Origin of the sequence: Nonomuraea sp. NPDC049684, from assembly GCF_044465345.1 — a bacterium.
GTDB lineage: Bacteria > Actinomycetota > Actinomycetes > Streptosporangiales > Streptosporangiaceae > Nonomuraea.
The window spans coordinates 403,830-427,760 of the sequence record NZ_JBITLO010000007.1; the positions used below are offsets into that span (position 1 = coordinate 403,830).

Consider the following 23,931-nt stretch of genomic DNA (forward strand, 5'->3'; position numbering starts at 1 on the left):
GGACGGCGGGCGGACGTACCGCGCAATCCACGAGATGCGGCGGCGCGCGGCCGCGACCGACGATGACCACGATGACGCTGCCCTGAGCGGTTCACCGGGAGGAGACGACCAGATGCGCAACCAGACTGTCGCACCGGAGCGGGTGAGCGCCCGATGGGAGGATCACCTGCCCGACCTGCTGGACAAGCTGGGATTGCCGGCCGAAGGGGCGATCCAGGTGGGCGCGCACCGGGGCCAGGAGGTGGAGGCGCTCACCAGGTGCGGGTTCCGCCGCCTGGTCATGATGGAGCCCAACGGCGACCACCTGCCCGCGCTGCGCGAGCAGCTCCGGCTGCACCACCTGGCCGCCGGGCTGCCCGAGCCCGAGCACGGCCACCCGGCCCGCGAGGTCGTGGCCGCGTGCGCCGGCCGGGAACGCGGCCAGGCCACGCTCAACGTCACCCCCTACGACAAGCAGTCCAGCATGCTGCCGCCGCTGCTGCCCATGGCCGTCGTCCGGCAGGACGTCGTCCCGGTGATCCCCGTCAGCGAGATCCAGCACGGCTGCAACGTGATGGTGGTGGACGCCCAGGGCGCCGAGCTGGAGGTGCTGGCCGGGACCGACCTGAGCCGGCTGCGGCTCGCCGTCATCGAGGGCAGCGTGACGGCCCGCTACAGCGGCGGCTCGACCCTCGACAGCATCGCCGAGCACATGACGGCGCACGGCTGGCGCGAGGTGGCCGCCTGGCCGCACCTGCGTCCCGGCGTCGTGGACGTCGCCTGGCTGGCCCCCTGGCCCACCCCGTTCTGATGGACCGGCCGTCGGACGGGGGCCTGGCGTGCGAGCGCCGGGGTGCGGTGGCCGTCCTGCGGCTCGACCGGCCCCGCGTGCGCAACGCGCTCGGGTCCGGGCTGGTCGCGGCGCTCGGCTCCGCGCTGACCGAGCTGGACGACGACCCGGGGGTGCGCGCCGCCGTGCTGACGGGCGCGCCGCCGGGGTTCTGCGCGGGTTCGGACCTGAAGGAGCTGTCCGGGATGACGCGTGAGGGCATGGTGCGGCACGAGGCCGACACCGGGCGCGTGGCCAGGGCCGTCCAGCATCTCGGCATCCCCGTGGTGGCCGCCGTCGAGGGCTTCGCGCTCGGCGGCGGCTTCCTGCTGGCCACCGGCTGCGACGTGGTGGTCACCGCCGAGGACGCCCGCTGGCACCTGCCGGAGGTGCGGCTCGGCTGGGTGCCGCCCTGGGGCATCCAGAGCCTGGCCGCCCGGGTCGGGCCGGTCGCCGCGCGGCGGCTGGTCTGGGGCGACCGCCCGCTGACCGGCCGCGAGCTGCACGCGCTCGGCGGCGCCGACGAGCTGACCGAGCCGGGGCAGGCTTTGGCGTGCGCGCTGGAGGTGGCGGCGGGGCTCGCCGCGCTGCCCCCGCACGCGGTCGCCTCCGCCAAGCGGGCGCTGACCGACGCGGTGAGCGGGCCCGCCGAGACGCTCGACGCCCGCACGGCCTGGATGTTCGGCGCCGACTGCGCCTCCGCCGCGGCCCGCGAGAGCCTGGCCCGCTTCGGAGCCCGCCCATGACCGGCCCGACCCCGTTCCCGGACCAGCCCTCGGGCCAGTCCCGGGGCCAGGCCCCGGGAACGGTCGCGGGCGGACGGACGGGCAAGGTGTGCGGGGCGGCCGAGGCCGTCGCGCTCATCGAGGACCACCAGGCCGTCGCCAGCACCGGCGTCATCGGCTGGCTCACCCCCGACGCCCTGCTGGCCGCGCTCGGCGAGCGCTTCGCCACCACCGGCGCCCCGCGCGAGCTGACCTTCTACTTCCCCTGCGCCACCGGGGACGCCGTCGGCATCGGCGGCATGGACCACGTGGCCAGGAAGGGCCTGATGCGCCGCATCGTGTCCGCCTCGTTCATCAACCCGCGCCACCCGGTGACCGGCGCGCGCCCCGCCCTGACCGAGCTGATCCAGAACGACCTCGTCGAGGCGTACAGCTGGCCCATGGGCGCCGCCATGCACTGGCTGCGCGAGGTGGCCCGGCGCGGCCCCGGCTACCTGACCCGCGTCGGCCTCGGCACGTACGCCGATCCCCGGCACGGCGGCGGCAGGTTCACCGGCCTGGCCCGGGACGACCTGGTGGAGCTGGTCGAGCTGGGCGGCGAGGAGTACCTGTTCTACCCGACCTGGCCGCTGCACGCCGGGCTGATCCGGGCGAGCGCCGCCGACCCCGACGGCAACCTGTCCTTCGAGGACCAGCCGCTGTTCTCCAGCGCGCTGGCGATCGCCCTCGCGGTGAAGGCGTGCGGCGGCACCGTGATCGCGCAGGTGTCGCGGATCGTGCCCGCGGGCTCGTCGCCCGCGCGGGAGATGCGCGTGCCGGGGGCGCTCGTCGACCGGGTCGTCGTGGTTCCTGACGCGCCCATGACCACCGGCGTACGGCACGACCCCGGCTATCTGCGGCACGTGCCCGACGCCGTCGCGCGGGTGCCGCGGCTGCCGTCCGGCCCGGACAAGGTGATCGCCCGCCGGGTCGCCAGGGAGGTCAGGCCGGGGGAGACGTCGATCTTCGGGTTCGGCGCCTCCTCCGACGCCGTCCTGGCCATGGCCGAGGACGGCCTGCTGGACGACGGCCGCCTGGAGGAGCATCTGTTCACCACCGAGCACGGCTCGTTCGGCGGCATCGTGATGAGCGGCTGGCAGTTCTCGGCGAACTACTCGCCGCGGGCGCTGCTCGACGGGCCCTCGCAGTTCGACTTCATCGACGGCGGCGGCTGCCCGTTCGCCGCGCTCGCCTTCGCCCAGATCGACGCCGAGGGCAACGTGAACGTCAGCCGGTTCGGCGCGGCCAACCCCGGCGCCGGCGGGTTCGTGGACATCGCGCACAACGCCACGCGGCTGGTCTTCGCCGGCACGCTGACCACCGACGGCCTGCGGGTGAGCTGCGCCGACGGCGGGCTGCGGATCCTGGCCGAAGGGCGGGTGCGCAAGCTGGTGCCGCGGGCCGGTCACGTCACGTACCGGCTGGGCGAGGGCGTGCGGCGCGGGCAGTGGGCCCGGGTCGTCACCGAGCGGGCCGTCTTCGACGTCACCGCCGGCGGGCTGGAGCTGGTGGAGCTCGCGCCCGGCGTGGACCTGCGCCGCGACGTGCTCGACCAGATCGGCTTCCCGGTCCGCGTCTCGCCGTCGCTCGTCCCCATGGACCCGGCCCTCTTCCGCCCCTGACCACCACAAACCGGCACACAGGCGACCGGCGCCAGGGCCGGGGGCGGGTGGCCGGTTGTGCGCCGCCGCCCCCGCCGGTTCACGCCGCCCGCCTCGCCTCCGCCGTCCCCGCCGGTTCACGCCGCCCGCCTCGCGCCGGCCGTCCCGTCGGACGGCAGCGAGCGGATCTCGGCGGCGAGCCGGTCCATGGCCGCGTGCAGCAGCGCGTCCGACAGGTAGGGCGCCGGCCCGAGCCGCAGGTACTCGCCCCGGCTGTCGGCCTGCACCCCCCGGGCCGCCAGCCCCGCCCGCAGCCGCCCCGCGTACGGCGAGCGCAGCGCCAGGAACCCGCCGAACTCCTCGGGCGCGGCGTCCAGGTCCCGGCTGACCACGTGCGCGGGCGCGCCGATCTCGTCGAAGCGCGCCGCCAGCAGCCCGCGCTGCCGCAGCGAGACCGCCCGCAGCACCTGCGGCGTCAGCCCCTGCGCGGCGAAGAAGTCGAACACCCGGGCCGCCCGGTAGTGGCTCACCGGGTCGTAGGTGGCCCCCGCGAACCGGGCCGCCCCCGCCGGGTAGCCGACCCGGCCGCCCGCCCGCGGGTCCTCGGCGAGCTCGGCGAACTCCGAGTACCACCCGGTCACCACCGGCCGCAGCCGGTCGGCGTGCGCCGGCAGCCGCAGCACGCAGTTGCCCTCCCCGAGCTGCAGGTACTTGTACCCGCCCGCCACCACCCACGCCGACTCCAGGCCCGCCGTCGAGAACGGCACCACGCCGAGCGCGTGGTAGGCGTCCACCAGCAGCTCGGCCCCTTGCAGGCGGCAGGCGGCGGCGAGCGCGTCCAGCTCCGGCACGATCCTGGCCGTCTCGAACAGCACCGCCGAGACCAGGACGGCGGCCGTGCGCCCGTCGGCCGCGTCCGCCAGCCGCGCGGCCAGCGTGCCCACCGGCTCCGGCGGGACGACGACCACCTCCACCTCCTCCTCGGCCAGGCGGGCGAGCTGGCGCCGCAGCGTGTGGAACTCCCCGCCGGAGGTGACCAGCCGGGGCCGGCCGCGCAGGTCCAGCGCCGACAGGAAGCGCAGCACCAGCTCGTGCGTGCTGGACCCGAGGGCCAGCTCGGCGTACGGGTCGCCGAGGAAGAGCCGGAACCCCTCCCTGACCCGGTCGGCCTTCTTGAACGCGGCGGCCCACTTGTCGTCCACGTCCCTGGCGGCGTCGTCGAACGCCTCGATCTGCCCGGCCAGCGCCACGTCCGGCCAGGCCTGGTGGGAGTGGCCGGTGAGCAGCAGCCGGTCCGCCGCGCGGAAGGCCGAGTAGTGCGGCGCCAGGCGTCCGGAGATGTCGTTCATGCCATGCTCCTGACCGCCCACAGGTCGGGGAACGACGGCGTCAGCGAGGCCCGCAGGTACGCCCCGCCGCTGGAGCCGCCGGTACCCGGCCGGGCGCCGATGGTGCGCTCGACCATCTTCAGGTGCCGGTACCGCCACTCCTGAAGGCATTCGTCCAGGTCCACCAGCCGCTCGCAGAGCTGGGCCGCGCCGGTGTCGTCCCGGTAGACCCGCAGCAGCAGCTCCTGCAGCGACTCCGACGGCTCCAGCGGCAGCCGTACGTCGCGGTGCAGCCGGTCCTGCGGCACCTCGTAGCCGCGCAGGTACAGGTACGTCAGCAGCGAGTCGTACAGCGTGGGCCTGGCCATCGCCGCCTCGATCCGGGCGCGGGCCGGGGTGCCCTCGGCCTGGCCGAGCAGCATGCGCTCGTCGCGCCGGCCCAGCACCGCCTCGATCTCGCGGAACTGCGCCGACTGGAAGCCGCTGCTGGTGCCCAGCTTGCCGCGGAAGGCGGCGAACTGGAACGGCGTCATCGTCTCCATGACGTCCATCTGGGAAACCGCGAGCCGCATCAGCTTCAAGGACCGGTGCAAAGTCCGCATGGCGTGCGCGGTGAATCCGCCGGCGAGTTCGAGTTGCAGCTCGGCGAATTCGTGCAGCAATTGTTTGAACCACAGCTCGTACACCTGGTGGACGATGATGAACAGCGTCTCGTCATGGCTCTCGGAAACCGGTCGCTGCGCCGTGAGGATCTCCTCCAGCGCCAGGTAGGACGAGTACGTCAGGACGGTGTCTTCTCTCATGGCCCCAACGATGCGCGCCCCCAGGAACGGACGACAGGGCATTCGCGGGCAGCTACCTGCCCCGCCGGGACCGCTTCCTGCAATTCGCGGGAAAGGCATTCAGGAAGGTGTGGAAAAGGCCGTCCGGCGGCACCGGAAATTGCGCACGACACGAGATGCGGCCGCCCGCGGCCCCGCGTGACGATGGCGCCGAGGGGGCGCCGAGCCCCATCAGCGAGCGAACTGCGAGGAAACATGCCATGACCTCACCGGAGATCATCAAGAGGGGCGGCCCCGGCAAACGTGCCCCTCGGCTCGACGGGCTGCGCGGATATCTGGCACTGGGCGTGATCGTGGTGCACGTCGCCTTCGCCGCCGGCGTCATCGGCTTCTACGACAAACCGTCCGTCGGCATCTGGCCCGTGCTGATCCAGGGGCTCAACGTGCTGCTGCCGCCCTTCTTCGTGATGTCCGGCCTGCTGTTGTACCGGCCGTTCGCCAGGGCGACGATCGTCGGCACGCCGCGTCCTGAGCTCAAGGGCTACCTGATCAAGCGGATGCTGCGGATCCTGCCCGCGTACTGGCTGGTGGCCGTGGCGGCGCTGCTGCTGCTCAACCTCAAGAGCGTCGACGGCCTCTGGTACGTGCTCAGCCCCCTGCTGCTCATGCACTACTACGTGCCGGGCCCCGAAGCGGGCTACGCGGGGCTGGAGCCCACCTGGACCGTGCCCGCCGAGGTCACCTTCTACCTGGCGCTGCCCATCCTGGCCTGGATCTTCGACCGGTACGCCAGGAAGGCCGCCGACCCCGGCGCCAAGGCCCGCCGCCTGCTGGTCCCGCTGGGCGTCTTCGTGCTCGTCGGCCTGGCCTGGACCGCGTACACGCACCTGGAGTCGATGGGTCCCTTCCCGTACGAGTACTTCTGGGTGATCGGCTTCACCGGCTTCCTGGCCATCGGCATGGGCCTGGCGATCCTGTCGGCGTACGCGGAGGCCAAGGACACCACGCCCGCCTTCTACCGCCTGGTGGCCCGCCGGCCGCTGCTGTTCTGGCTGGGCGCGGCCGTCGTCTACGTGATCAACTGCATCCGGCCGTTCGGCAAGCCCGGCATGGCCGACTACGCCACGGTGCCCGAGGCGATGGCCGAGATGGTGCTGTTCCTGATCTTCGCGCTGCTGATCATCGCCCCGGTGGTGGTGCCCGGCGTGCACTCGAAGGTCATCGACGCGGTGCTCACCAACCGTCCGATGCGCTTCTTCGGCCGCATCTCCTACGGCGTCTACCTGTGGCACTTCATCCTGCAGTACCTCTGGCTGCAGAACGGCAGCGTCTTCGGCGCGCCGCCGGTGCCGATGCCGATGGTGATGGGCAAGTCCGGCTTCTGGGAGCTGCTGGCGGTCGTGCTCGTGGGCACGGTCGCCGTCGCGACGGTCAGCTACTACCTGGTCGAGCTGCCCGCGATGCGGCTGCGCGAGCGCCTGGTGGCCCGGCGCGCCGAGACCGAGCCGCGCCGGCCGGCCGAGAGCCCGCGCGTCCCGGTCTAGCGCCTGGGGGGTGGCCGAGGCGGCTGTTCAGCTCAGGCCGGGGACGTCAGGAGCAGGTGACGGCGATCTTGCCGAGCGTGCCCGCGCGGAAGGCGGCGAACGCCTCGGGGGCCTGCTCCAGCGGGTAGGTGGCGCTGATCGGCACGCGCAGCGCACCGGACGCGACCCGGGCCGCCAGCTCGCCCAGGGTCCGCGGGTTCGGGTCGGCCATGACGGTGTGCACGGTGACCGGCACACCCTGGACGGCGTCCGGGGTCAGGCCGAGGGTCGAGGCGATCCGGCCGCCGCCGCGCAGCAGCCCCGCCAGCTCGGCGCCGTCACCCGCCAGGTGCAGCACGGCGTCCACGCCCGCCGGGGCCAGCGCGCGGACCTGGGCGGGCAGGTCGCCGCCGTGGTCGACCAGCTCGACCTCGGCCGCGGTGAGCCCGGTGACGAAGCCGGCCTCGGCGCCGGGACGGGCGGTGGCGATCACCCGGGCTCCGCGGGCGGCGGCCAGCTGCACGGCCAGCGCGCCCACGCCGCCGGTGGCGCCGGAGATCAGCATGGTCTCGCCCTCGGCCGGGGCCACGGCGTCGAGGCTGTCCAGCGCCGCGGTGCCGGCCAGGCCCAGCGCGCCCGCCTCGGCGGTGGCCTGCCCCTGGGGGAGCGGGGCGATGCCGTAACCGGCGGACACGGTCACGTACTCGGCCATCGCGCCGGGGCCGAGGAACGGCGTCATCACCACGCCGAAGACCGGCTGCCCGGCGGTGAAGCCCTCGACGCCCTCGCCGAGCGCCTCGACGGTGCCGGCGAAGTCCTTGCCCACCACCAGCGGGAAACGGTGCTCCATCATCTGCTGCAGATAGCCGGCGGCCACGGCCAGGTCGAAGCCGTTGACGGAGGAGCCGGCGACCCTCACCAGCACCTCGCCGGCCGCCGGCCGCGGGACGGGCAGGTCGGCCACGGCCGGGTCGGCGGGGACGGAGTTCAGCATGACAGCACGCATGAGCTGCACCTCTCAGAAAAGTGGAACGGGCTACCCGTTTCGTGCCGCCAGCGTAACAAAGAAAGTGGGTAGGTCGTTCCACTTGGGTAGGATGGGGGCATGGATCACGCCTCCGCACCCTCCGGTGAGCAGCCAGGGCCGGGCCTGCGCGCCGACGCCGAACGCAACCGCGAACGCATCGTGGCCACCGCCCGCCGCCTGTACGCCAGCCACGGCCTCGGCGTCTCCATGGCCTGCATCGCCCGCGCCGCCGGGGTCGGCAAGGCCACCCTGTCGCGCCGCTTCGCCACCCGAGAAGAGCTCATCAACGCCGTCTTCGCCGACCGCATGGACGCCTACGCCGCCGCCGTCGCGCAGGCGCTGGCCGACCCCGACCCCTGGCACGGCTTCGTCGGCTACGTCCAGGCCGTGTGCGCCATGCAGGCCGCCGACCGCGGCTTCGCCGACGTGCTGGCCATGACCTTCCCCGCGGCCAAGGCCCTGGAGAAGCGCCGGGCCGCGGCCTATCACGGCTTCCTCGACCTCATCGCCCGCGCCAAGGCCACCGGCCGGCTGCGGGCCGACTTCACCGACCAGGACATGGTCATCCTGCTGATGGCCAACGCCGGTGTCATCGCCGCCACGGGGGACGCCGCCCCGGACACCTGGCGCCGCCTCGTCGGCCAGATGCTGCGCGCCTACGCCGCCCCCGGCGCCGACCTGCCCCCGCTGGAGCCGACCCCCGCGCCCACCGCCCTGTATCGGGCCATGGTCCGCCTCACCCGCCCCGCCGCCGGTCCCGGCGACGACCTGGAGTGAGCAGGCGGACCGGCGTCGGCCGGGACGGGCGGGCCCGTCCCGGCCGTCACGAGATCGGTCCGGGCTAGCCGGCCCGGGTCATGGTGGCCTCGTAGCCGCCGCCCGGCCACTCCCACCGGCCGCTGATGGTCCGGCCGTCCTCGCTGAAGGCGCCGCTGAACCCGGCCGGCGAGCCCTCCGCGCCGAACCAGATGTTGAGGTCGCGCCCGTCGAGCTTCCACACGTAGACGAAGTTGTTGCCGGTGCTGTCGAAGTAGTGCGAGCGCAGCGCGCCGCTCTCGGGGTCGTGGCCGATGTACTCCACGCCGGTCATCGTGCCGCCGCCGTGGCTCATCTCGACGCGCTGGACGAGGAAGAAGCCGCCGTCCATCCACTCGAAGACGAGCCGGCCGCCGGTCGCCTCGCCGGTGCCGAAGTCCTTGCCCGTCATCTCCCACGTGCCGACCAGCGGCTGCAGGGTCTGCAGCGAGGGGTCGGGGGTGGGGAGCTGGTTCTGCGGGTTGGCCGTCTCTGTCATGTTCCCTCCACGGGACAGGTCGATGCCCGGTACGCCGATCGCGTACCGGGCGGGGGTGAGCTCACTTGGCGCCGAAGAACGCCTTGACCCGGGACCAGCGACCCCAGACGACCAGCGCCAGGACGACCAGCAGGACGGCCTCGATCACGGGGACGCCGCCCAGCACGATCGCGTTGGTGCCGGCCGCGCCGATCATCAGGCCGATCAGCGCGAGGGCCGCCACGCCGCTCAGCCGCGGGATCAGCAGCCCGATCGCGCCGGCGATCTCCAGCACGCCGACCACGTAGCGGAACCACTGGCCGGCGCCGATGTCCTCGAACATGGCGACCATGGTCGGGTCGCCGGCGAGCTTGAGCACGCCGCCCAGGCCGACCTGGAACGCCAGAAGGACCTGGGCGACCCAGAGGGCGATGTTGACGCCGCGACCGGTGGACCGGCCGACGGCGGTCGTGCTGTTCGTGGTGCTCATGCAGTCCTCCTTGAGGAACTAGTTGATGATCTCCATCTGGCCCATCATCCCGATGGCCGAGTGCTCCAACATGTGACAGTGGTAGACGTATCGCCCCAGGTAGTCGCCGAAGCTGGCCTGGAAGCGCACGGTCTCGCCCGGCTGGATGAGCACCGTGTCCTTCCACCCCGCCTCGCCCGGCTGCGGCGGCGTGCCGTCGCGGTCCAGGATCCGGAACTGGGCGAGGTGGGTGTGGAAGTTGTGCGGGACGCCGAAGCCCGAGCCGCCGACGTTGGTGTCGGAGTTCGTGACCTCCCACACCTCGCTGGTTCCCCGCTTGACCTGCATGTCCACCCGGTTGGCGTCGAACGCCCGGTTGTTGATCAGGGCCTGGATGTTGACCGGGTCCAGGCTGAGCGTGAGCTGCCGGGTCTGCGTGGCCGCGGCCAGCGGGACCATCGCGCGCAACTGGCTGGGGACGCGGCTGCGGTCGACGGCCCGCCGTACGACGTCGAAGCGGAGCACGGACCCGCTCACGTCCTCCAGCGTCACCTGCGTGCCCAGCGGGAACGCGCCGAAGTCGATCACGACCTCGGCCCGCTCGCCCGAGGAGAGCACCAGCTTGGACGTCGGCACCGGCGCCGCCAGCAGGCCGCAGTCGGTGGCGATCTGGGTCATCTGGGCGCCGTTGCTCAGCGACAGCTCGAAGATCCGGTGGGTGGAGCCGTTGAGCAGGCGCAGCCGGTACTTGCGGGCCGCGACCTTGAAGTACGGCTGGGCCTTGCCGTTGGCGATCAGCGTCGGCCGGTTGTAGGGGTCGGCCGGGTCGAAGACCAGCCCGCCCTGGTCGTCGAAGAGCGCGTCGCGCAGCAGGATGGGCACGTCGTAGGCCCCGGACGGCAGGCCGAGCTGCTGCTCGTCGGCGCCCTCGACCAGGTAGAAGCCGTGCATGCCGCGGTAGACGTGCTCGGCCTCCATGTGGTGGGTGTGGTCGTGGTACCACAGCGTGGCGCCGGCCTGGGCGTTCGGGTAGTCGTAGGTCTTCGACTTGCCGTCGGCGATCAGGTCCATCGGGTACCCGTCGCTGGCCGCCGGCACCCGGCCGCCGTGCAGGTGCACGTTCGCCTCGTGGCCGAGCTTGTTGTCGAAGGTGACCAGCGCCCTGCGGCCCTGGCGGGCGCGGATGGTGGGGGCGGTGAACTGGCCGCCGTACGTCAGCACGGGCGTGCTCACGCCCGGCAGGATCTCGGTGGTCGCCTGCTGGATGGACAGCCGGTAGAAGTCGATGCCCGGCAGGGTGGCCACGGGGGCCAGCACCGGGGGCACCGGCATCGCGACGCTGAAGGGCGCCGCGGTGGCGCCGGTGCGGACCGCGGGGACCCGGCCCCCGTGGTCGTGCATGCGCATCATGTGCTGTTGCTGCGCCTGCTGTTCCGGCTCGCCGAACAGCCCGCGGGACACCGGGGTGAGCGCGGCGCCTCCTGCCAGGCCACCGAGAACGATCAAGCGCCGTCGGCTTAACATACGGGAACTCCCATCGCCATGTCCGAGCGTGGCATCGCCCGCCGGCACGGTCTTCTTCTGAAGTGCTCACTTCACGGGCGGATGCCGTGGGAGCGGTGCCGCCGCCCGGAAGGCGGCGGTGGTTCAGCCCACCGACAGGCGGCGCGGGGTGCGCCCGTCCAGGCAGTCGGCGTTGTAGGCGTCGAGCAGGCCCTGAGCCCGCTGCGAGGCGTCGGCGAAGCAGTCGTCGGGGTCGGCGCCGTCCAGCACCCGGGTCATGGCCTGCGTCATCAGGTCCTGGATCCCGGCGAAGTCCCCGAGCACCGCGCCCAGCGCGGCGGGGGAGCCGTCGGCCGCGCGGAGCTGGGCGGTCGCGGCCCGGTGCACCGGGTGCCGGTCGAACCAGCCCTCCTGCTCCAGCAGGCCGGCCGCGGCCCCGGTGACCGGCAGGAAACCGGCCTCCCGGTGCCACCGCGCCGCGTTGCCCGCGCTCAGCAGGTGCTGGACGAACGCCAGCGCGCCGTCCCGCCGCTCCGGCGGCAGCCCGTCGGTCAGCCAGAGCGCCTGGCCGGAGACCAGGTGCCCGGCGCGCGGCAGGCTCTCGTTGTGCGGCAGCGGGCTCGCCGTCACCTCGAACCCGGACTCCCGCCCGCGCTCGGCGATCATGCCCACCACCACCGAGGACGCGATCGTGAACGCCACCCGCTGCCCCAGGAACGCCCCCAGCGCCGGCCCCCAGTCGCCGGGCTCGCCCGCGCGCAGGTAGTGGCCCTCGGCGTGCAGGCGCCGCCACCAGGCGGCGTAGGCCAGCAGCTCCTTGGAGGCCAGGTCCACCCGTCCGGCGCGGCCGGCGCGGCCGTTGTCGTGGTCGGCCAGCAGGCCGCCCTGCCCGGCGACGGCCTGCTGGAACAGCCAGCCGTGGTTGGCCCAGGAGACGCCGTGCGGCGGGCCGCCGGGCAGCGCCCGCACGGCGGCGCAGGCGCGCTCCAGCTCCTCCCAGGTGCGCGGCGGCGCGTCGATCCCGGCCGCGCGCAGCAGGGTGGCGTTGGTGAGCAGCACCGCCGTGGTCGCCGTCGCGGGCGCGGCGACGAGCTCGCCGCGGTAGGTGTAGTGGCCGCGTACGGCCGGTTCGAGGTCGGCGAGCACGACCGGCTCGCCGAGGATCTCCGCGCGCCCCCCGACGGCGCGCTCGATCGGCGTGAACAGCGGCGCGCCGGAACGCGCCCGGGTGTCCAGCGCGAGCCGGGTGGCCGTGGCGTAGTACTCCGCCAGGTCCGGCGGCTCCCCCCGGCCGGCCGCGCGGGCCACCTCGGCGGGCAGCTCGCGGAAGCCGTGCCCGGTGATCTCGATCCGGAGGTCCGGGTGCACGGCCTCGAAGTCGGCGGCCATCCTCCTGATCGGGCCCAGGTAGTCCGGCAGGGGATGCTCGGCGATCCAGACGCTGATGACCGTTCTCATTCGCCTCATGATGAACGCGGCCACCCCGCCGCACATCTTGTGAAATGCGGTGTTTCGTGAGCTCAGACAGCAATTCAAAGGATGTGGGCCCCGCGACGTGAATGTGACCCTGACTGCGAGTCGCAGAGCGGCGAAACGGAGGAGCACGGTGATCAACACTCATGACGAGTTCGACGTTGTCGTGATCGGCGGAGGCCCTGGCGGCTCGGGTACGGCGGGACTGCTGGCCCAGCGCGGGCACCGGGTTCTGGTGCTGGAGCGGGAGAAGTTCCCGCGCTACCACATCGGTGAGTCGCTGATCACGGGGTCCATGCCCACGCTGGAGGAACTGGGCCTGAAGGAGCGGCTCGACCAGATGGGGTTCGTCAAGAAGTACGGCGGCACCCTGTTGTGGGGCAGGAACCAGGGCACCTGGGATTTCCGCTTCGCCGAGGCGTCCAACTACGAGTACGCCTACCAGGTGCGCCGCGCCGACTTCGACTCCCTCCTGCTGGCCAGGGCCAGGGAGCTGGGCGCCACGGTGTTCGAGGAGGCCACGGTCAAGGACCTGGTGTTCGACGGCGAGCGCGTCACCGGCGTGACGTACACGGTGAAGGGCGACGCCGAGCAGCGCACCGCCCGCTGCCGCCTGCTGATCGACGCCACCGGGCAGCAGCACCTCCTGGCCCGCCGCTTCGACCTCATCGAGTACCACGACGACCTGCGCAACATCGCGGTCTGGTCGTACTGGCAGGGGTGCAAGCGCTACGGCGGCACGCGCTTCGGCGACACCGTCACCGAGAACCGCCCCGCGGGCTGGTTCTGGTTCATCCCCCTGCACGACGGCACGGTGAGCGTCGGCTACGTCACCCCCATCGAGGAGTACAAGAAGTCCGGCAAGAGCCTGGAGGACCTGTACGCCTCGGAGCTGGCCGCCGCCGAGGAGGTGCGGGCCCTGACCGAGGGCGCCACCCGGGTCAGCGGCTTCCGCAGCATCCGCGACTGGTCCTACACCTGCACCCGCTTCCACGGCCCCGGCTGGGCCCTGGTGGGCGACGCGGCGGCCTTCATCGACCCGCTGCTGTCCACCGGCGTCGGCCTGGCGCTGCGCGGCGCCCACGGGCTGGCCGGCGCGGTGGACGAGATCCTGAACGACCCGGCCTCGGAGGAGGCCGTGCTGGCGCGCTACGAGAAGGACTACCGCGAGTTCCTGGACTCCCTGCTGGACTTCGTGCGCTTCTTCTACGACCGCACCAAGCACAAGGAGGAGTACTGGGACAGGGCGCAGAAGACGCTCGACCCCAGCAAGCTCCGCCCCCGCAAGATCGACTTCGCCACGATGCTCTCGGGCGTCTCCGGCATCCACGCCATCTTCCACGACGACTGAGGAACCCGCTGATGTCGCCTACAACTGTGCACGGACACGTCGCCGAGCAGGCCAGGCGCACGCCCGACGCGGTCGCGGTGTCGGCGGGCCCGGTGCGGCTGACCTACCGGGAGCTCGACGAGCGGGCCAACCGCCTCGCCCACCGCCTGCGCGGGCTCGGCGCCGGCCCCGAGACGCCGGTCGCGGTGCTGATGGAGCGCTCGGCCGAGCTGGTCGTCACGCTCCTCGCGATCCTCAAGACGGGCGGCTGCTACCTGCCCGTCCACAGCGCCTACCCGGCCGACCGCCGGCAGTGGATCGTCGACTCGTCCGGGACGCCCGTCCTGGTCGCCGACCGGGCCAAGGCCGCCGCGGGCCTGCCGGCCGCCCCCGCGACCCTGCTGGCCGACGACGACCCCGCCACCGCGCAGCAACCGGCCACCGAGCCGGGCGTCGCCACCGGCCCGGACGACCTGGCCTACGTCATCTACACCTCGGGCTCGACCGGGCACCCCAAGGGCGTCGCGGTCACCCACTGGGACGTGCTCGGCCTGGCCCTCGACCCCTGCTGGGACACCGGCGCCCACGAGCGCGTCCTGATGGTCGCGCCGTACGCGTTCAACGTCTCGACGTACGAGCTGTGGGTGCCGCTGCTGCACGGCGGCACGATCGTCGTCGCGCCGCCCGGCGAGCCGGACCTCGACACCTTGCGCCGGCTGATCCGCGAGGAGCGGATCACCGGGCTGCACCTGACCGCCGGGCTGTTCCGCGTCGTGGCCGAGGAGGGGGCGGACTGCCTGGCCGGCGTCCGCGAGGTGCTCACCGGCGGCGACGTGATCGTGCCCGCCGCCGTCCGCCAGGTGCTGGCCGCCTGCCCGGGGACGACCGTGCGGGCCATGTACGGCGCGACCGAGGTGACCCTGTTCTCCACCCACGCCCCCCTGACCGCCGGGACCGAGCTGGGCACCAGCGTGCCGGTCGGCGGCCCGATGCGGGACGTGCGGCTCTACGTGCTCGACGACCGCCTCAGCCCGGTCCCCGGCGACCTGGAGGGCGAGCTGTACATCGCCGGCCGGGGAGTGGCCCGGGGCTACTACGGCCGCCCCGACCTGACCGCCGAGCGCTTCGTCGCCGACCCGTTCGGCGGGCCCGGCGAGCGCATGTACCGCACCGGCGACCTGGTCCGGCGGAACGACGACGGGCAGATCGAGTTCATCGGGCGGGCCGGCGACCAGGTCAAGATCCTGGGCTTCCGGGTGGAGCTGGCCGAGGTGGAGGCCGTCCTGGCCGGCTATCCCGGGCTGGCGCACGTCGCCGTCGTGGCCGGGCAGTCGCGGCAGGGCGACAAGCGTCTGGTCGCCTACGTCGTGCCGGTCGGCGAGGCCCCCGACCCGGCCGCGCTGCGCGCCCACGTGCGCACGTCGCTGCCGGACTACATGGTGCCCACGGCGTTCGTCGTGCTGGACGCGCTGCCCCTGACCGCCAACGGCAAGGTGGACCGCGCGGCCCTGCCCGACCCCGACAACGAGCCCGGCTCGGCCTACCGCGCGCCGCAGAACCCCCGCCAGGAGGTCCTGTGCACGGTGTTCGCCGAGGTGTTCGGCGTCGAGCGGGTCGGCGTGGACGACAGCATCTTCGACCTGGACGTCCAGTCGCTGCTGGCGATGCGGCTGGTCAGCCGGATCCGCGCGGCGCTGGGCGTGAACCTGTCCATCGGCGACCTGTTCGACGCGGCGACCGTGGCCGGCCTGGACGAATGGCTAGAGGCCGGCGCGCGCACCCAGTGAGAGGGACGAGATGAGCAACCCATTCGACGACCGGGACGCGGCCTTCCGCGTGCTGGTGAACCACGAGGGCCGGCACTGCCTGTGGCCCGCCTTCGCCGACGTGCCCGCGGGGTGGGAGGTCGCCTTCGGCCCGGCCGTCCGCGACGCCTGCACCGAGTACGTCACCGCCCACTGGACGGACCTGCGCCCGCGCGGTCTCGCCGCCCGGACGGACGCCGGATAGCCCATGACCACCACGACGATCTTCGACGACCTGCGCCTGGACCACATCGGCTTCTACGTCGGCGACCTGGACGGCGAGACCGCCCGGCTGACCGGCTCCCTGGGCCTTTCGGCCTACGCCACGGTCCAGGACGGCCGGGCCCGCGCGGCCGTCCTGGGCGCGAACCGGATCAGGTTCGTGCTCACCCAGCCGCTGGCCGCCGACCACCCCGGCGCCGGCTACCTCGACCGGCACGGCGACGGCGTGTCCGACATCGCGCTGGGCGTGCCCGACGCCGCGGCCGCCTACCACGAGGCGGTGCGGCGCGGCGCGCGTCCGGTCTCGGCCCCCGCCGGGCGCGACGGCTTCGTCACGGCCGCCATCTACGGCTTCGGCGACGTGCTGCACACCTTCGTGCAGCGCCCGGCCGGGGCACGCGAGCACGCCCTGCCCGGCTTCCGCGACACCGCGTCCGCCGGGCCGGGGCCGGCCGGCTCCGCCCTCGGGCTGCGGGAGGTGGACCACCTGGCCGTGTGCGTCCCGGCCGGGGAGCTCGACGCCACCGTCGAGTGGTACCGGCGGGTGCTCGGCTTCGACCTGACCTTCGCCGAGCGCATCGCCGTCGGCTCGCAGGCCATGACCACCAAGGTCGTCCGCAGCCGCGGCGGCGAGGTGACGTTCACGCTGATCGAGCCGGACGTGACCAGGACGCCCGGCCACATCGACGAGTTCCTGCGCGACCACGGCGGCGCGGGCGTGCAGCACCTGGCGCTGGCCGCCGCCGACATCGTGGCCGCGGTGGAGGGCACCGCGGCCCGCGGGGTGGAGTTCCTGACCGCCCCCGACGTCTACTACAGCCTGCTCGCCGAGCGGGTCCGGCCGGTGAAGTACCGGGTGGAGGACCTGGCCCGGCTCGACATCCTCGTCGACGAGGACCACGACGGGCAGCTCTACCAGATCTTCGCCCGCTCCACCCACCCCCGCGACACCTTCTTCTTCGAACTCATCGAGCGACTGGGCGCCCGCAGCTTCGGCAGCGGCAACATCAGCGCCCTCTACCGGGCCGTGGAGCTCCAGCGCAGCGGCCGACGCGATGCCCGCACGGAGGCGGCAGCATGACCATTTCCCCGCCGGCGATCCGGTACCCCCTGTCCTACACCCAGCACTTCCTGCGCCTGTTCGACCAGGGCGACGCCCAGGGGCCCTTCAGCGCCCGCTACAACATCGTCGTCGGCTGGCGCCTGCGCGGCCGCATCGACGTCGACACCCTCCAGCTCGCCATGGACGACGTCGCCGACCGGCACGACGCGCTCAACATGACGATCACCCGGGGCGAGGGGGAGGCGTACCAGGTGCGGCAGCCGTCCGCGCCGGCCCGGCTGCTGGTGGTCGACCTGCCGGCCGCCGCCCCCGAGGAGCGCGCGCTGCGGGCCGAGGAGCTGCTCACCGAGGTCGAGGCCGGCTCCTACAGCCTTCAGGAGCTGCCGCACCTGCGCGCCATCCTCGGCCGGTTCGACGACGAGGACGCGGTGCTGGCGCTGATCGTGCACCACACCGCGGGCGACGGCTGGTCCATGCAGCTGCTCATCCGCGACATCGTCACCCGCTACGCCGAGCGCCGCGGCCACGCCGTGCCGCCGCTGCCCGAGCCCCGCCCCTACCACGAGTACGCCGGACGGCAGCAGGAGCAGGCCGCAAGCGCCGAGACCCAGGCCGCCCGCGACTTCTGGGCGCAGCGGCTGCGCGGCGCGCGCATGCTGGCCGTCCCCACCGACCACGCCAGGTCGGCCGGGCTGGCCAAGGTCTGCCCGGTCCACCGGTTCTCGCTGCCCAAGGACGTCTCCGCCCGGGTGATCGGCTACGCCAGGACGATGCGCAGCTCGCCGTTCATGGTGCTGCTGGCGGCCTACAACGTGCTGCTCAGCCGGATCACCGGGGCCACCGACCTGGTCGTCCCGGTGATCAGCTCCGGACGCGGGCAGCCGGAGTTCCAGGAGACCGTGGGGCCGTTCTTCAACTTCCTGCCGCTGCGCACCGGCCTCGACGGCTGCGCCACCTTCCGGCAGGTCGTCGAGCGCTCCCGCCGGACCTGCATGGACTCCTACGCCAACGAGATCCCGTTCCTGCAGATCGTGGCCGAGGCGCCCGAGCTGATGGCCGACGCCGCGCTGGAGAGCAAGGCGCTGTGCGCGCTGCAGGTCTGGCAGTTCGCCACCGGCATGGACGGTGAGCGCGTCGGCGACCTGGAGATCGCCGAGGTCCGCGAACGCCTGCTGGACCAGCCCAACGGCACCGACATCCCCGACGGCGCGCTGCTCACCTTCGACATCGCCCCCTCCGGCGAGATCTTCGGCAACTTCGCCTACAACAGCAACCTGTTCACCGAGAGCACGATCGTGACGATGGTGGCCGACTTCGGCGAGATCCTGCGCGCCGGCCTGGCCGCCCCCGACTCGCCGCTGGAGTGATCGCCATGCGCGTGATGTTCACCGTCTTCCCCGCGACGGCGCACTTCCTGCCGATCGTGCCCTACGCCTGGGCGTTGCAGGCGGCCGGGCACCAGGTGGTGGTGGCCGCCCCGCCGGGCGTCGACACCGGGGTCTCGGTGCCCGACTTCCACCGGTCGGTGAACGCGGCCGGGCTGACCGCGGTCTCCTGCGGCGCGCCCGAGCCGCTGTCGGTGCACGACCGCGGCTACCCCGGGTTCGCCGGCCTCATCCCGACGATCGAGGAGTCGGAGCGCCTGGTCGCCGCGCTCGGCATCACCGAGGCCGAACGCCCGCCCTGGGACGTCTTCTACCACTTCGCGCTGCTCACCATGCGCAACTACCATCCGCCGGAGCCCCGCCAGGACGTGCAGGCCGTCGTCGAGTTCGCCCGCGAGTGGCGGCCCGACCTCGTCCTGTGGGACCCGTGGTTCCCGTGCGGCGCGGTGGCGGCCCGGGTCTGCGGCGCCGCCCACGCCCGTACGCTGCTGGCCCCCGACTACACCGCCTGGGCCGCGGACAGGTTCGCCGGCAGCGGCGAGCGGAACCCCATGACCGGGGTGATCGGCCCGCTGGCCGACAGGTACGGCGTGACCGTCGACGACAACCTGCTGCTCGGCGACTGGACGGTGGACCCGTTCCCGCCCGGGATGAGCCTGCCCACCCCCGGCGTGCATCGCGTGCCCGTCCGGTACGTCCCCTACACCGGGGCGAGCGTCGTCCCCGAGTGGCTGCGGCGACCGCCGGAGCGGCCGCGGGTGGCGATCTCGCTGGGCGTGTCGATGCGCACGTTCTTCAAGGGCGACTGGGGCCGCACCGCCAAGCTGATGGAGGCCGTGGACGGCCTGGACGCCGAGGTCGTCGCCACCCTGGACGCCAACCAGCTCCTCGACCTGGACCGCCCGCTGCCCGCCAACGTGCGCGTGTTCGACTACGTGCCGCTCGACCAGCTCCTGCCGACCTGCTCGGCGATCATCCACCACGGCTCGATCGGCACCTTCGCGGCCGCCTCGGCCATGAACGTCCCGCAGGTCGTCTGCGACACCGACGAGCACAACCGGCTCGTCGGCACCCCCGTCGAGGACGGCATCGACTGGCAGCTCCAGTGCCAGAAACAGCTCACCTCGACCCGAACCTCCCGGTACGTCACCACGCGCGGCGCCGGCGTGCGGATCAACCACCAGACGCAGTCCGCGGCCGAGATCCGCGACGAGCTGCTGCGCGTGCTGAAGGACCCCTCGTTCACCAAGGGCGCGGCCGCCATCCACGAGGACTGGCTGGCCACGCCGAGCCCGACCGACATCGTCGCGGAGCTGGAGCGGCTGACCGCCGCCGCCCGGTAGCCGTCGACCCCTCAGACAGGAGGCGGACAGTTGCGGATCCTGGTCACCGGCGGCGCCGGTTTCATCGGCTCGGAGTTCGTCAGAGCCACGTTGCGCGACTCGCCGGGCACGCGGGTCACCGTCCTGGACAAGCTCACCTATTCCGGCAACCTGGAGAACCTCGACCCGGTGGCCGGCCACCCGGGGCTGCGCTTCGTGCAGGGCGACACCGCCGACCCGCTCGTGGCCGACGAGGTGGTGGCCGGGCAGGACGCGATCGTGCACTTCGCCGCCGAGACGCACGTCGACCGGTCGATCGTCAGCGCGACCGGCTTCGTGCGCTCCAACGTGCTGGGCACCCAGACCCTGCTGGAGGCGGCCCTGCGGCACGGCGTCGGCCGCTTCGTGCACGTCTCCACCGACGAGGTGTACGGCTCCATCGCCGAGGGCTCGTGGACCGAGGAGACGCCGCTCGCGCCGAACGTGCCGTACGCGGCCTCCAAGGCCGGCTCGGACCTGCTCGCGCTGGCCTTCCACCGCACCCTCGGCCTGGACGTCGTGATCACCCGCTGCACCAACAACTACGGCCACTACCAGTTCCCCGAGAAGGTCATCCCGCTGTTCGTCACCAACCTGCTCGAAGGCCGCCGGGTGCCCCTGTACGGCGACGGCGGCAACCGGCGCGACTGGCTGCACGTCTCCGACCACTGCCGGGCCATCCGCATGGTCCTCGACCGCGGCCGGGCCGGCGAGGTCTACCACATCGGCGGCGGCAGCGAGCTGAGCAACCTGGAGCTGACCGCCCGCCTGCTGGAGGCGTGCGGCGCGGGCTGGGACATGGTCGAGCACGTCCCCGACCGGCCGGGGCACGACCTGCGCTACTCCCTCGACATCTCCAAGATCGAGCGGGAGCTGGGCTACGCGCCATCGGTCGACTTCGAGACCGGGCTGGCCGCGACCGTCGCGTGGTACCGGGACAACCGGTCCTGGTGGGAACCGCTCAAGCACCGCGAGCTCGCCGTGGCCGCCCACTGAAGATCATGAGGAGAAGCCATGCAGGACATTGTCCGACGTCTTGACACGTGCCGGGTCTGCGGGCGCGACGACTGGCTGGAGGTCACCTCCTTCGGGTCCGTGCCGCTGGCCAACGGCTTCCTCGACCCCGCCGACCTGCCGGCCGAGGAGCCCGCCTATCCCGTGGACGTCATCGTGTGCCGCAACTGCCGGCTGATGGCCATCCGCCACGTGATCAGGCCCGACGTGCTGTTCCGGCACTATGTGTACGTCACCTCCGAGTCCGACCAGATGACCGGCCACATGCGGCGCATCGTCGGCTGGTGCACCCGCCGGGCCGGCCTGGCGCCCGGCGAGCTGGTCGTCGAGCTGGGCAGCAACGTCGGCCTGCAGCTCGCGCTCTTCCAGGAGCAGGGGCAGCGCGTCGTCGGCGTGGACCCGGCCGAGAACCTGGCCGAGATCGCCAACGCCCGCGGCGTGCGCACGCTGCCCGAGTTCTTCGGCGCCGACCAGGGCCGCCGCATCCACGCCGAGCAGGGCGAGGCCAAGCTGGTGCTCGGCCGCCAGTGCTTCGCCCACATCGACGACGTGCACAACGTGCTGGAGGGCGCCACCGCCGTGCTGGCCCCCGACGGGCTGGTCGCGATCGAGGTGCCGTACCTGCTGGACCTGCTGGAGGAGAACCAGTTCGACACGATCTACCACGAGCACCTGTCGTACTACTCGGTCACCACGCTGAGCCACCTGTTCGCGCGGCACGGCCTGCGCGTCGTGGACGTCGAGCGGGCGGCCGTGCACGGCGGCTCGATCGTCGTCTTCGCCGCCAGGGAGGGCTCGGACCACCCCACCCGCCCCTCGGTCAACCGGCTGCTGTCACTGGAGCGGCAGAGCGGCCTCGACTCCGACGAGGCCTACCTGGCCTTCGCCGGGCGCGCCCACCAGGTGATCAAGCAGATCGGCGACCTCGTCCGCGACCTGGCCGGCCGCGGCCTGACCGTCGCCGGGTACGGCGCGCCCTCCAAGGGCACCACCCTGCTGCAGTTCTGCGAGCTCGGACCGGCCGAGGTGCGCTTCTGCAGCGACACCACCAGCCTCAAGCACGGCCGGCTGCTGCCCGGCACCCGCATCCCGTGCCGCTCGCCCGAGCAGGCCCGCGACCAGCAGCCCGACTACTACCTGCTGCTCGCCTGGAACTACGCCGACGAGATCATCTCCAAGGAACAGGACTTCCTGCGCCGCGGCGGCAAGTTCATCATCCCCATCCCGCAGCCGAGGGTCGTGACGGCCGAGCCCGTCCCGGCGGTGGCCTGAAGGAGATCTGCATGGAATACGGATCCGACCACGCCGAGTACTACGACCGCGTCTTCCGCAGCCGCGGCAAGAGCTTCGAGGGCGAGGCCCGCGAGCTCGACAGGATCATCAGGGAACGGTCGCCGCACGCGGCCTCGCTGCTCGACGTCGCCTGCGGCACCGGCGCGCACCTGGAGACCTTCGCCAAGCTGTTCGACCACGTCGAAGGGGTCGAGCTGTCACCCGACATGCGGGAGGTCGCCGGACGGCGGCTGCCCGGCGTGCCGCTGCACGCCGGCGACATGCGCACCTTCGACCTCGGACGCACCTTCGACGCCGTGACCTGCATGGGCAACGCCGTCGGCGAACTGGGCTCCTACGACGAGCTGGTGGAGGCCGTCGGCCGGATGGCGGCCCACCTGGCGCCCGGCGGCGTCCTCGTCGTCGAGCCCTGGTACTTCCCGGAGAACTTCCTCGACGGGCACGTCGGCGGCCACACGCTGGTGGAGGAGGGGCTCGTCATCTCCCGCATGACGCACTCGCGCAGGGAGGGCGGCAAGAGCCGGCTGGAGGTGCGGTTCAGGGTCGCCGACGCCTCGGGTTTCAAGGAGTTCGCCGAGGTCCTGTACTCCAGCCTGTTCACCTGCGACCAGTACCTGGAGGCGTTCGCCGAGGCGGGCTGCCGGGCCGAGTTCCGGCCCGCGTTCAAGCTGGCCGACGGCCGGCCCAACAGCCCCGGGCTGTTCGTCGGCGTGCGCGAGGAGGGGGACGGCGATGGCCCCCGGTGAGCCCCTCGTCGTCGGCCGGCCGAACGCGGGGGAGCGGGCGCGCCTGCTGGAACGGCTCGGCGGCGTGCTCGACCGGCTCTGGCTGACCAACAACGGCCCGCTGGTGCGCGAGTTCGAGGCGCGCCTGGCCGACCTGACCGGCGCCCGGCACGCCGTGGCGACGTGCAACGCCACCACCGGCATCCAGATCGCGGCCAGGGCCGCCGGGCTGCGGCCGGGCGACGAGGTGATCGTCCCCTCCTTCACGTGGGTGGCCACCGCCCACGCGCTGGAGTGGATCGGCATCGTCCCGGTCTTCTGCGACTCCGACGAGATCACCGGCAACGCCGACCCCGACCACGTCGAGCGCCTGATCGGCCCGCGCACCCGCGGCATCCTCGGCGTGCACGTCTTCGGCTACCCGTGCGACGTGGACGCGCTGGAGCGCCTGGCCCGCGACCACGGGCTGGTCCTGCTGTTCGACGCGGCGCACGCGCTCGGCTGCACCTACCGGGGCAGGCCGATCGGGACGTCAGGGGACGCCGAGATCTTCAGCTTCCACGCCACCAAGTTCGTCAACAGCGTCGAGGGCGGCGCGATCGTCACCGACGACGACGACCTGGCCGCCCGGGTCAGGGAGCTGCGCAACCAGGGCATCGACGCGGCCGGGAAGATCTCCGGGGCCGGCACGGTGGCCCGGATGAGCGAGTTTCACGCGGCCATGGGGCTGACCTCGCTGGAGGCCATCGACACGATCGTCGAGGCCAACCGGCGCAACCAGCGGGTCTACGAGGAACTGCTCGCCGGGCTGCCGGGCGTCGTGGTGCGCGGCCAGGCGCCCGGCGAACGGGCCAACCACCAGTACCTGGTCATCGAGGTGGACGAGGCCGTCGCCGGCGTGTCGCGGGACGCGGTGCTGGAGGCGCTGCTGGTGGAGAACGTGCACGCCCGCCGCTACTTCTCCCCGATCTGCCACCAGGTCGAGCCGTACCGGTCGGACCCGGGCAGGCACTTCCCGCTGCCCCTGCCCCGGGCCGAGGGCCTGGCCGCCCGCGTCCTGTCCCTGCCCACCGGGCCCACGGTGGACGCCGGGCACATCGCCGGCATCTGCCGCGTGGTGCGCGAGACCGTCCGGGCGGCCGACCGCCGGCTGGTCGCCTGACCGCGAAGAGGGCGCCTCCT

22 protein-coding genes are annotated in these 23,931 nt (G+C 73.1%); 15 read left to right on the forward strand and 7 right to left on the reverse strand.

Annotation, left to right across the window (positions count from 1 at the left end; translation table 11 throughout):
- Window positions 1-112: 112 nt before the first annotated feature.
- The 3 genes from ACIBST_RS24465 to ACIBST_RS24475 are packed head-to-tail and all read left to right on the forward strand — an operon-like array spanning window position 113 to window position 3,194.
- Window positions 113-790 (forward strand): FkbM family methyltransferase, encoded by a 678-nt coding sequence (locus ACIBST_RS24465; RefSeq protein ID WP_397174813.1) that lies wholly within the window; start codon window positions 113-115, stop codon window positions 788-790.
- The gene (locus ACIBST_RS24470; RefSeq protein WP_397174814.1) at window positions 790-1,554 is read left to right on the forward strand and encodes an enoyl-CoA hydratase/isomerase family protein; all 765 of its coding nucleotides are present in this window, start codon (window positions 790-792) and stop codon (window positions 1,552-1,554) included. The genes ACIBST_RS24465 and ACIBST_RS24470 overlap by 1 nt, the downstream gene beginning before the upstream one ends.
- Window positions 1,551-3,194, forward strand: a complete 1,644-nt coding sequence (locus ACIBST_RS24475) for a CoA-transferase (RefSeq protein WP_397174816.1) — start codon at window positions 1,551-1,553, stop codon at window positions 3,192-3,194. The genes ACIBST_RS24470 and ACIBST_RS24475 overlap by 4 nt, the downstream gene beginning before the upstream one ends.
- 116 nt (window positions 3,195-3,310) lie before the next feature.
- Here the strand turns inward: ACIBST_RS24475 and ACIBST_RS24480 are convergent, their stop codons facing one another.
- Window positions 3,311-4,522: a kynureninase gene (locus ACIBST_RS24480; protein ID WP_397174818.1), complete on the reverse strand. Its 1,212-nt coding sequence runs from the start codon at window positions 4,520-4,522 to the stop codon at window positions 3,311-3,313.
- Entirely contained in the window at window positions 4,519-5,304 is a 786-nt protein-coding gene (locus tag ACIBST_RS24485) for a tryptophan 2,3-dioxygenase (RefSeq protein ID WP_397174820.1), read from the reverse strand. The genes ACIBST_RS24480 and ACIBST_RS24485 overlap by 4 nt, the downstream gene beginning before the upstream one ends.
- 239 nt (window positions 5,305-5,543) lie before the next feature.
- On the opposite strand from ACIBST_RS24485, the gene ACIBST_RS24490 reads away from it, so the two are divergent.
- The gene (locus tag ACIBST_RS24490) at window positions 5,544-6,827 is read left to right on the forward strand and encodes an acyltransferase family protein (protein WP_397174821.1); all 1,284 of its coding nucleotides are present in this window, start codon (window positions 5,544-5,546) and stop codon (window positions 6,825-6,827) included.
- A gap of 46 nt (window positions 6,828-6,873) precedes the next feature.
- Here the strand turns inward: ACIBST_RS24490 and ACIBST_RS24495 are convergent, their stop codons facing one another.
- Complete coding sequence (locus ACIBST_RS24495) at window positions 6,874-7,812, reverse strand: NADP-dependent oxidoreductase (RefSeq protein WP_397174823.1); 939 nt, start codon at window positions 7,810-7,812, stop codon at window positions 6,874-6,876.
- 99 nt (window positions 7,813-7,911) lie between these two features.
- Here ACIBST_RS24495 and ACIBST_RS24500 point away from each other — a divergent pair, with 99 nt between their 5' ends.
- A complete protein-coding gene (locus ACIBST_RS24500; protein WP_397174825.1) occupies window positions 7,912-8,610 on the forward strand; it encodes a TetR/AcrR family transcriptional regulator in 699 nt (232 codons plus the stop codon).
- A gap of 64 nt (window positions 8,611-8,674) precedes the next feature.
- Here the strand turns inward: ACIBST_RS24500 and ACIBST_RS24505 are convergent, their stop codons facing one another.
- The 4 genes from ACIBST_RS24505 to ACIBST_RS24520 form a co-directional block, all read right to left on the reverse strand.
- Window positions 8,675-9,127 carry a DUF1579 family protein gene (locus tag ACIBST_RS24505; RefSeq protein ID WP_352359900.1) on the reverse strand — a complete coding sequence of 151 codons (453 nt, stop codon included), beginning with the start codon at window positions 9,125-9,127 and terminating at the stop codon, window positions 8,675-8,677.
- Window positions 9,128-9,188: 61 nt separating this feature from the next.
- Window positions 9,189-9,596: a DoxX family protein gene (locus ACIBST_RS24510; protein ID WP_397174827.1), complete on the reverse strand. Its 408-nt coding sequence runs from the start codon at window positions 9,594-9,596 to the stop codon at window positions 9,189-9,191.
- Between the two features lie 18 nt (window positions 9,597-9,614).
- Window positions 9,615-11,081 (reverse strand): multicopper oxidase family protein, encoded by a 1,467-nt coding sequence (locus tag ACIBST_RS24515; RefSeq protein ID WP_397174828.1) that lies wholly within the window; start codon window positions 11,079-11,081, stop codon window positions 9,615-9,617.
- A gap of 141 nt (window positions 11,082-11,222) precedes the next feature.
- Window positions 11,223-12,536: an extracellular solute-binding protein gene (locus ACIBST_RS24520; protein ID WP_397174830.1), complete on the reverse strand. Its 1,314-nt coding sequence runs from the start codon at window positions 12,534-12,536 to the stop codon at window positions 11,223-11,225.
- 148 nt (window positions 12,537-12,684) lie between these two features.
- Between ACIBST_RS24520 and ACIBST_RS24525 the strand changes: the two genes are divergently transcribed.
- From ACIBST_RS24525 to ACIBST_RS24570, 10 genes are read left to right on the forward strand one after another with little or no spacing between them, the layout of a single operon-like run.
- A complete protein-coding gene (locus tag ACIBST_RS24525; RefSeq protein WP_397174832.1) occupies window positions 12,685-13,902 on the forward strand; it encodes an NAD(P)/FAD-dependent oxidoreductase in 1,218 nt (405 codons plus the stop codon).
- A gap of 11 nt (window positions 13,903-13,913) precedes the next feature.
- Window positions 13,914-15,668 (forward strand): amino acid adenylation domain-containing protein, encoded by a 1,755-nt coding sequence (locus tag ACIBST_RS24530; RefSeq protein WP_397174833.1) that lies wholly within the window; start codon window positions 13,914-13,916, stop codon window positions 15,666-15,668.
- Between the two features lie 10 nt (window positions 15,669-15,678).
- Window positions 15,679-15,891, forward strand: coding sequence for an MbtH family protein (locus ACIBST_RS24535; RefSeq protein WP_352359912.1), 213 nt, complete (start codon window positions 15,679-15,681; stop codon window positions 15,889-15,891).
- A gap of 3 nt (window positions 15,892-15,894) precedes the next feature.
- Window positions 15,895-16,989, forward strand: coding sequence for a 4-hydroxyphenylpyruvate dioxygenase (hppD, locus tag ACIBST_RS24540; RefSeq protein WP_397174835.1), 1,095 nt, complete (start codon window positions 15,895-15,897; stop codon window positions 16,987-16,989).
- Window positions 16,986-18,338, forward strand: coding sequence for a condensation domain-containing protein (locus tag ACIBST_RS24545; RefSeq protein WP_397174837.1), 1,353 nt, complete (start codon window positions 16,986-16,988; stop codon window positions 18,336-18,338). Before hppD ends, ACIBST_RS24545 begins: the two co-directional genes overlap by 4 nt.
- A 5-nt stretch (window positions 18,339-18,343) precedes the next feature.
- Entirely contained in the window at window positions 18,344-19,699 is a 1,356-nt protein-coding gene (locus ACIBST_RS24550; RefSeq protein WP_397174838.1) for a nucleotide disphospho-sugar-binding domain-containing protein, read from the forward strand.
- 30 nt (window positions 19,700-19,729) lie between these two features.
- The gene (rfbB, locus tag ACIBST_RS24555; protein WP_352327799.1) at window positions 19,730-20,713 is read left to right on the forward strand and encodes a dTDP-glucose 4,6-dehydratase; all 984 of its coding nucleotides are present in this window, start codon (window positions 19,730-19,732) and stop codon (window positions 20,711-20,713) included.
- Window positions 20,714-20,731: 18 nt separating this feature from the next.
- The gene (locus ACIBST_RS24560; protein WP_397174840.1) at window positions 20,732-22,003 is read left to right on the forward strand and encodes a class I SAM-dependent methyltransferase; all 1,272 of its coding nucleotides are present in this window, start codon (window positions 20,732-20,734) and stop codon (window positions 22,001-22,003) included.
- A gap of 11 nt (window positions 22,004-22,014) precedes the next feature.
- On the forward strand, window positions 22,015-22,770 hold the full coding sequence (locus ACIBST_RS24565) for a class I SAM-dependent methyltransferase (RefSeq protein WP_397174841.1): 756 nt from the start codon (window positions 22,015-22,017) through the stop codon (window positions 22,768-22,770).
- The gene (locus ACIBST_RS24570) at window positions 22,757-23,911 is read left to right on the forward strand and encodes an aminotransferase class I/II-fold pyridoxal phosphate-dependent enzyme (RefSeq protein WP_397174843.1); all 1,155 of its coding nucleotides are present in this window, start codon (window positions 22,757-22,759) and stop codon (window positions 23,909-23,911) included. The genes ACIBST_RS24565 and ACIBST_RS24570 overlap by 14 nt, the downstream gene beginning before the upstream one ends.
- Window positions 23,912-23,931 lie beyond the last annotated feature (20 nt).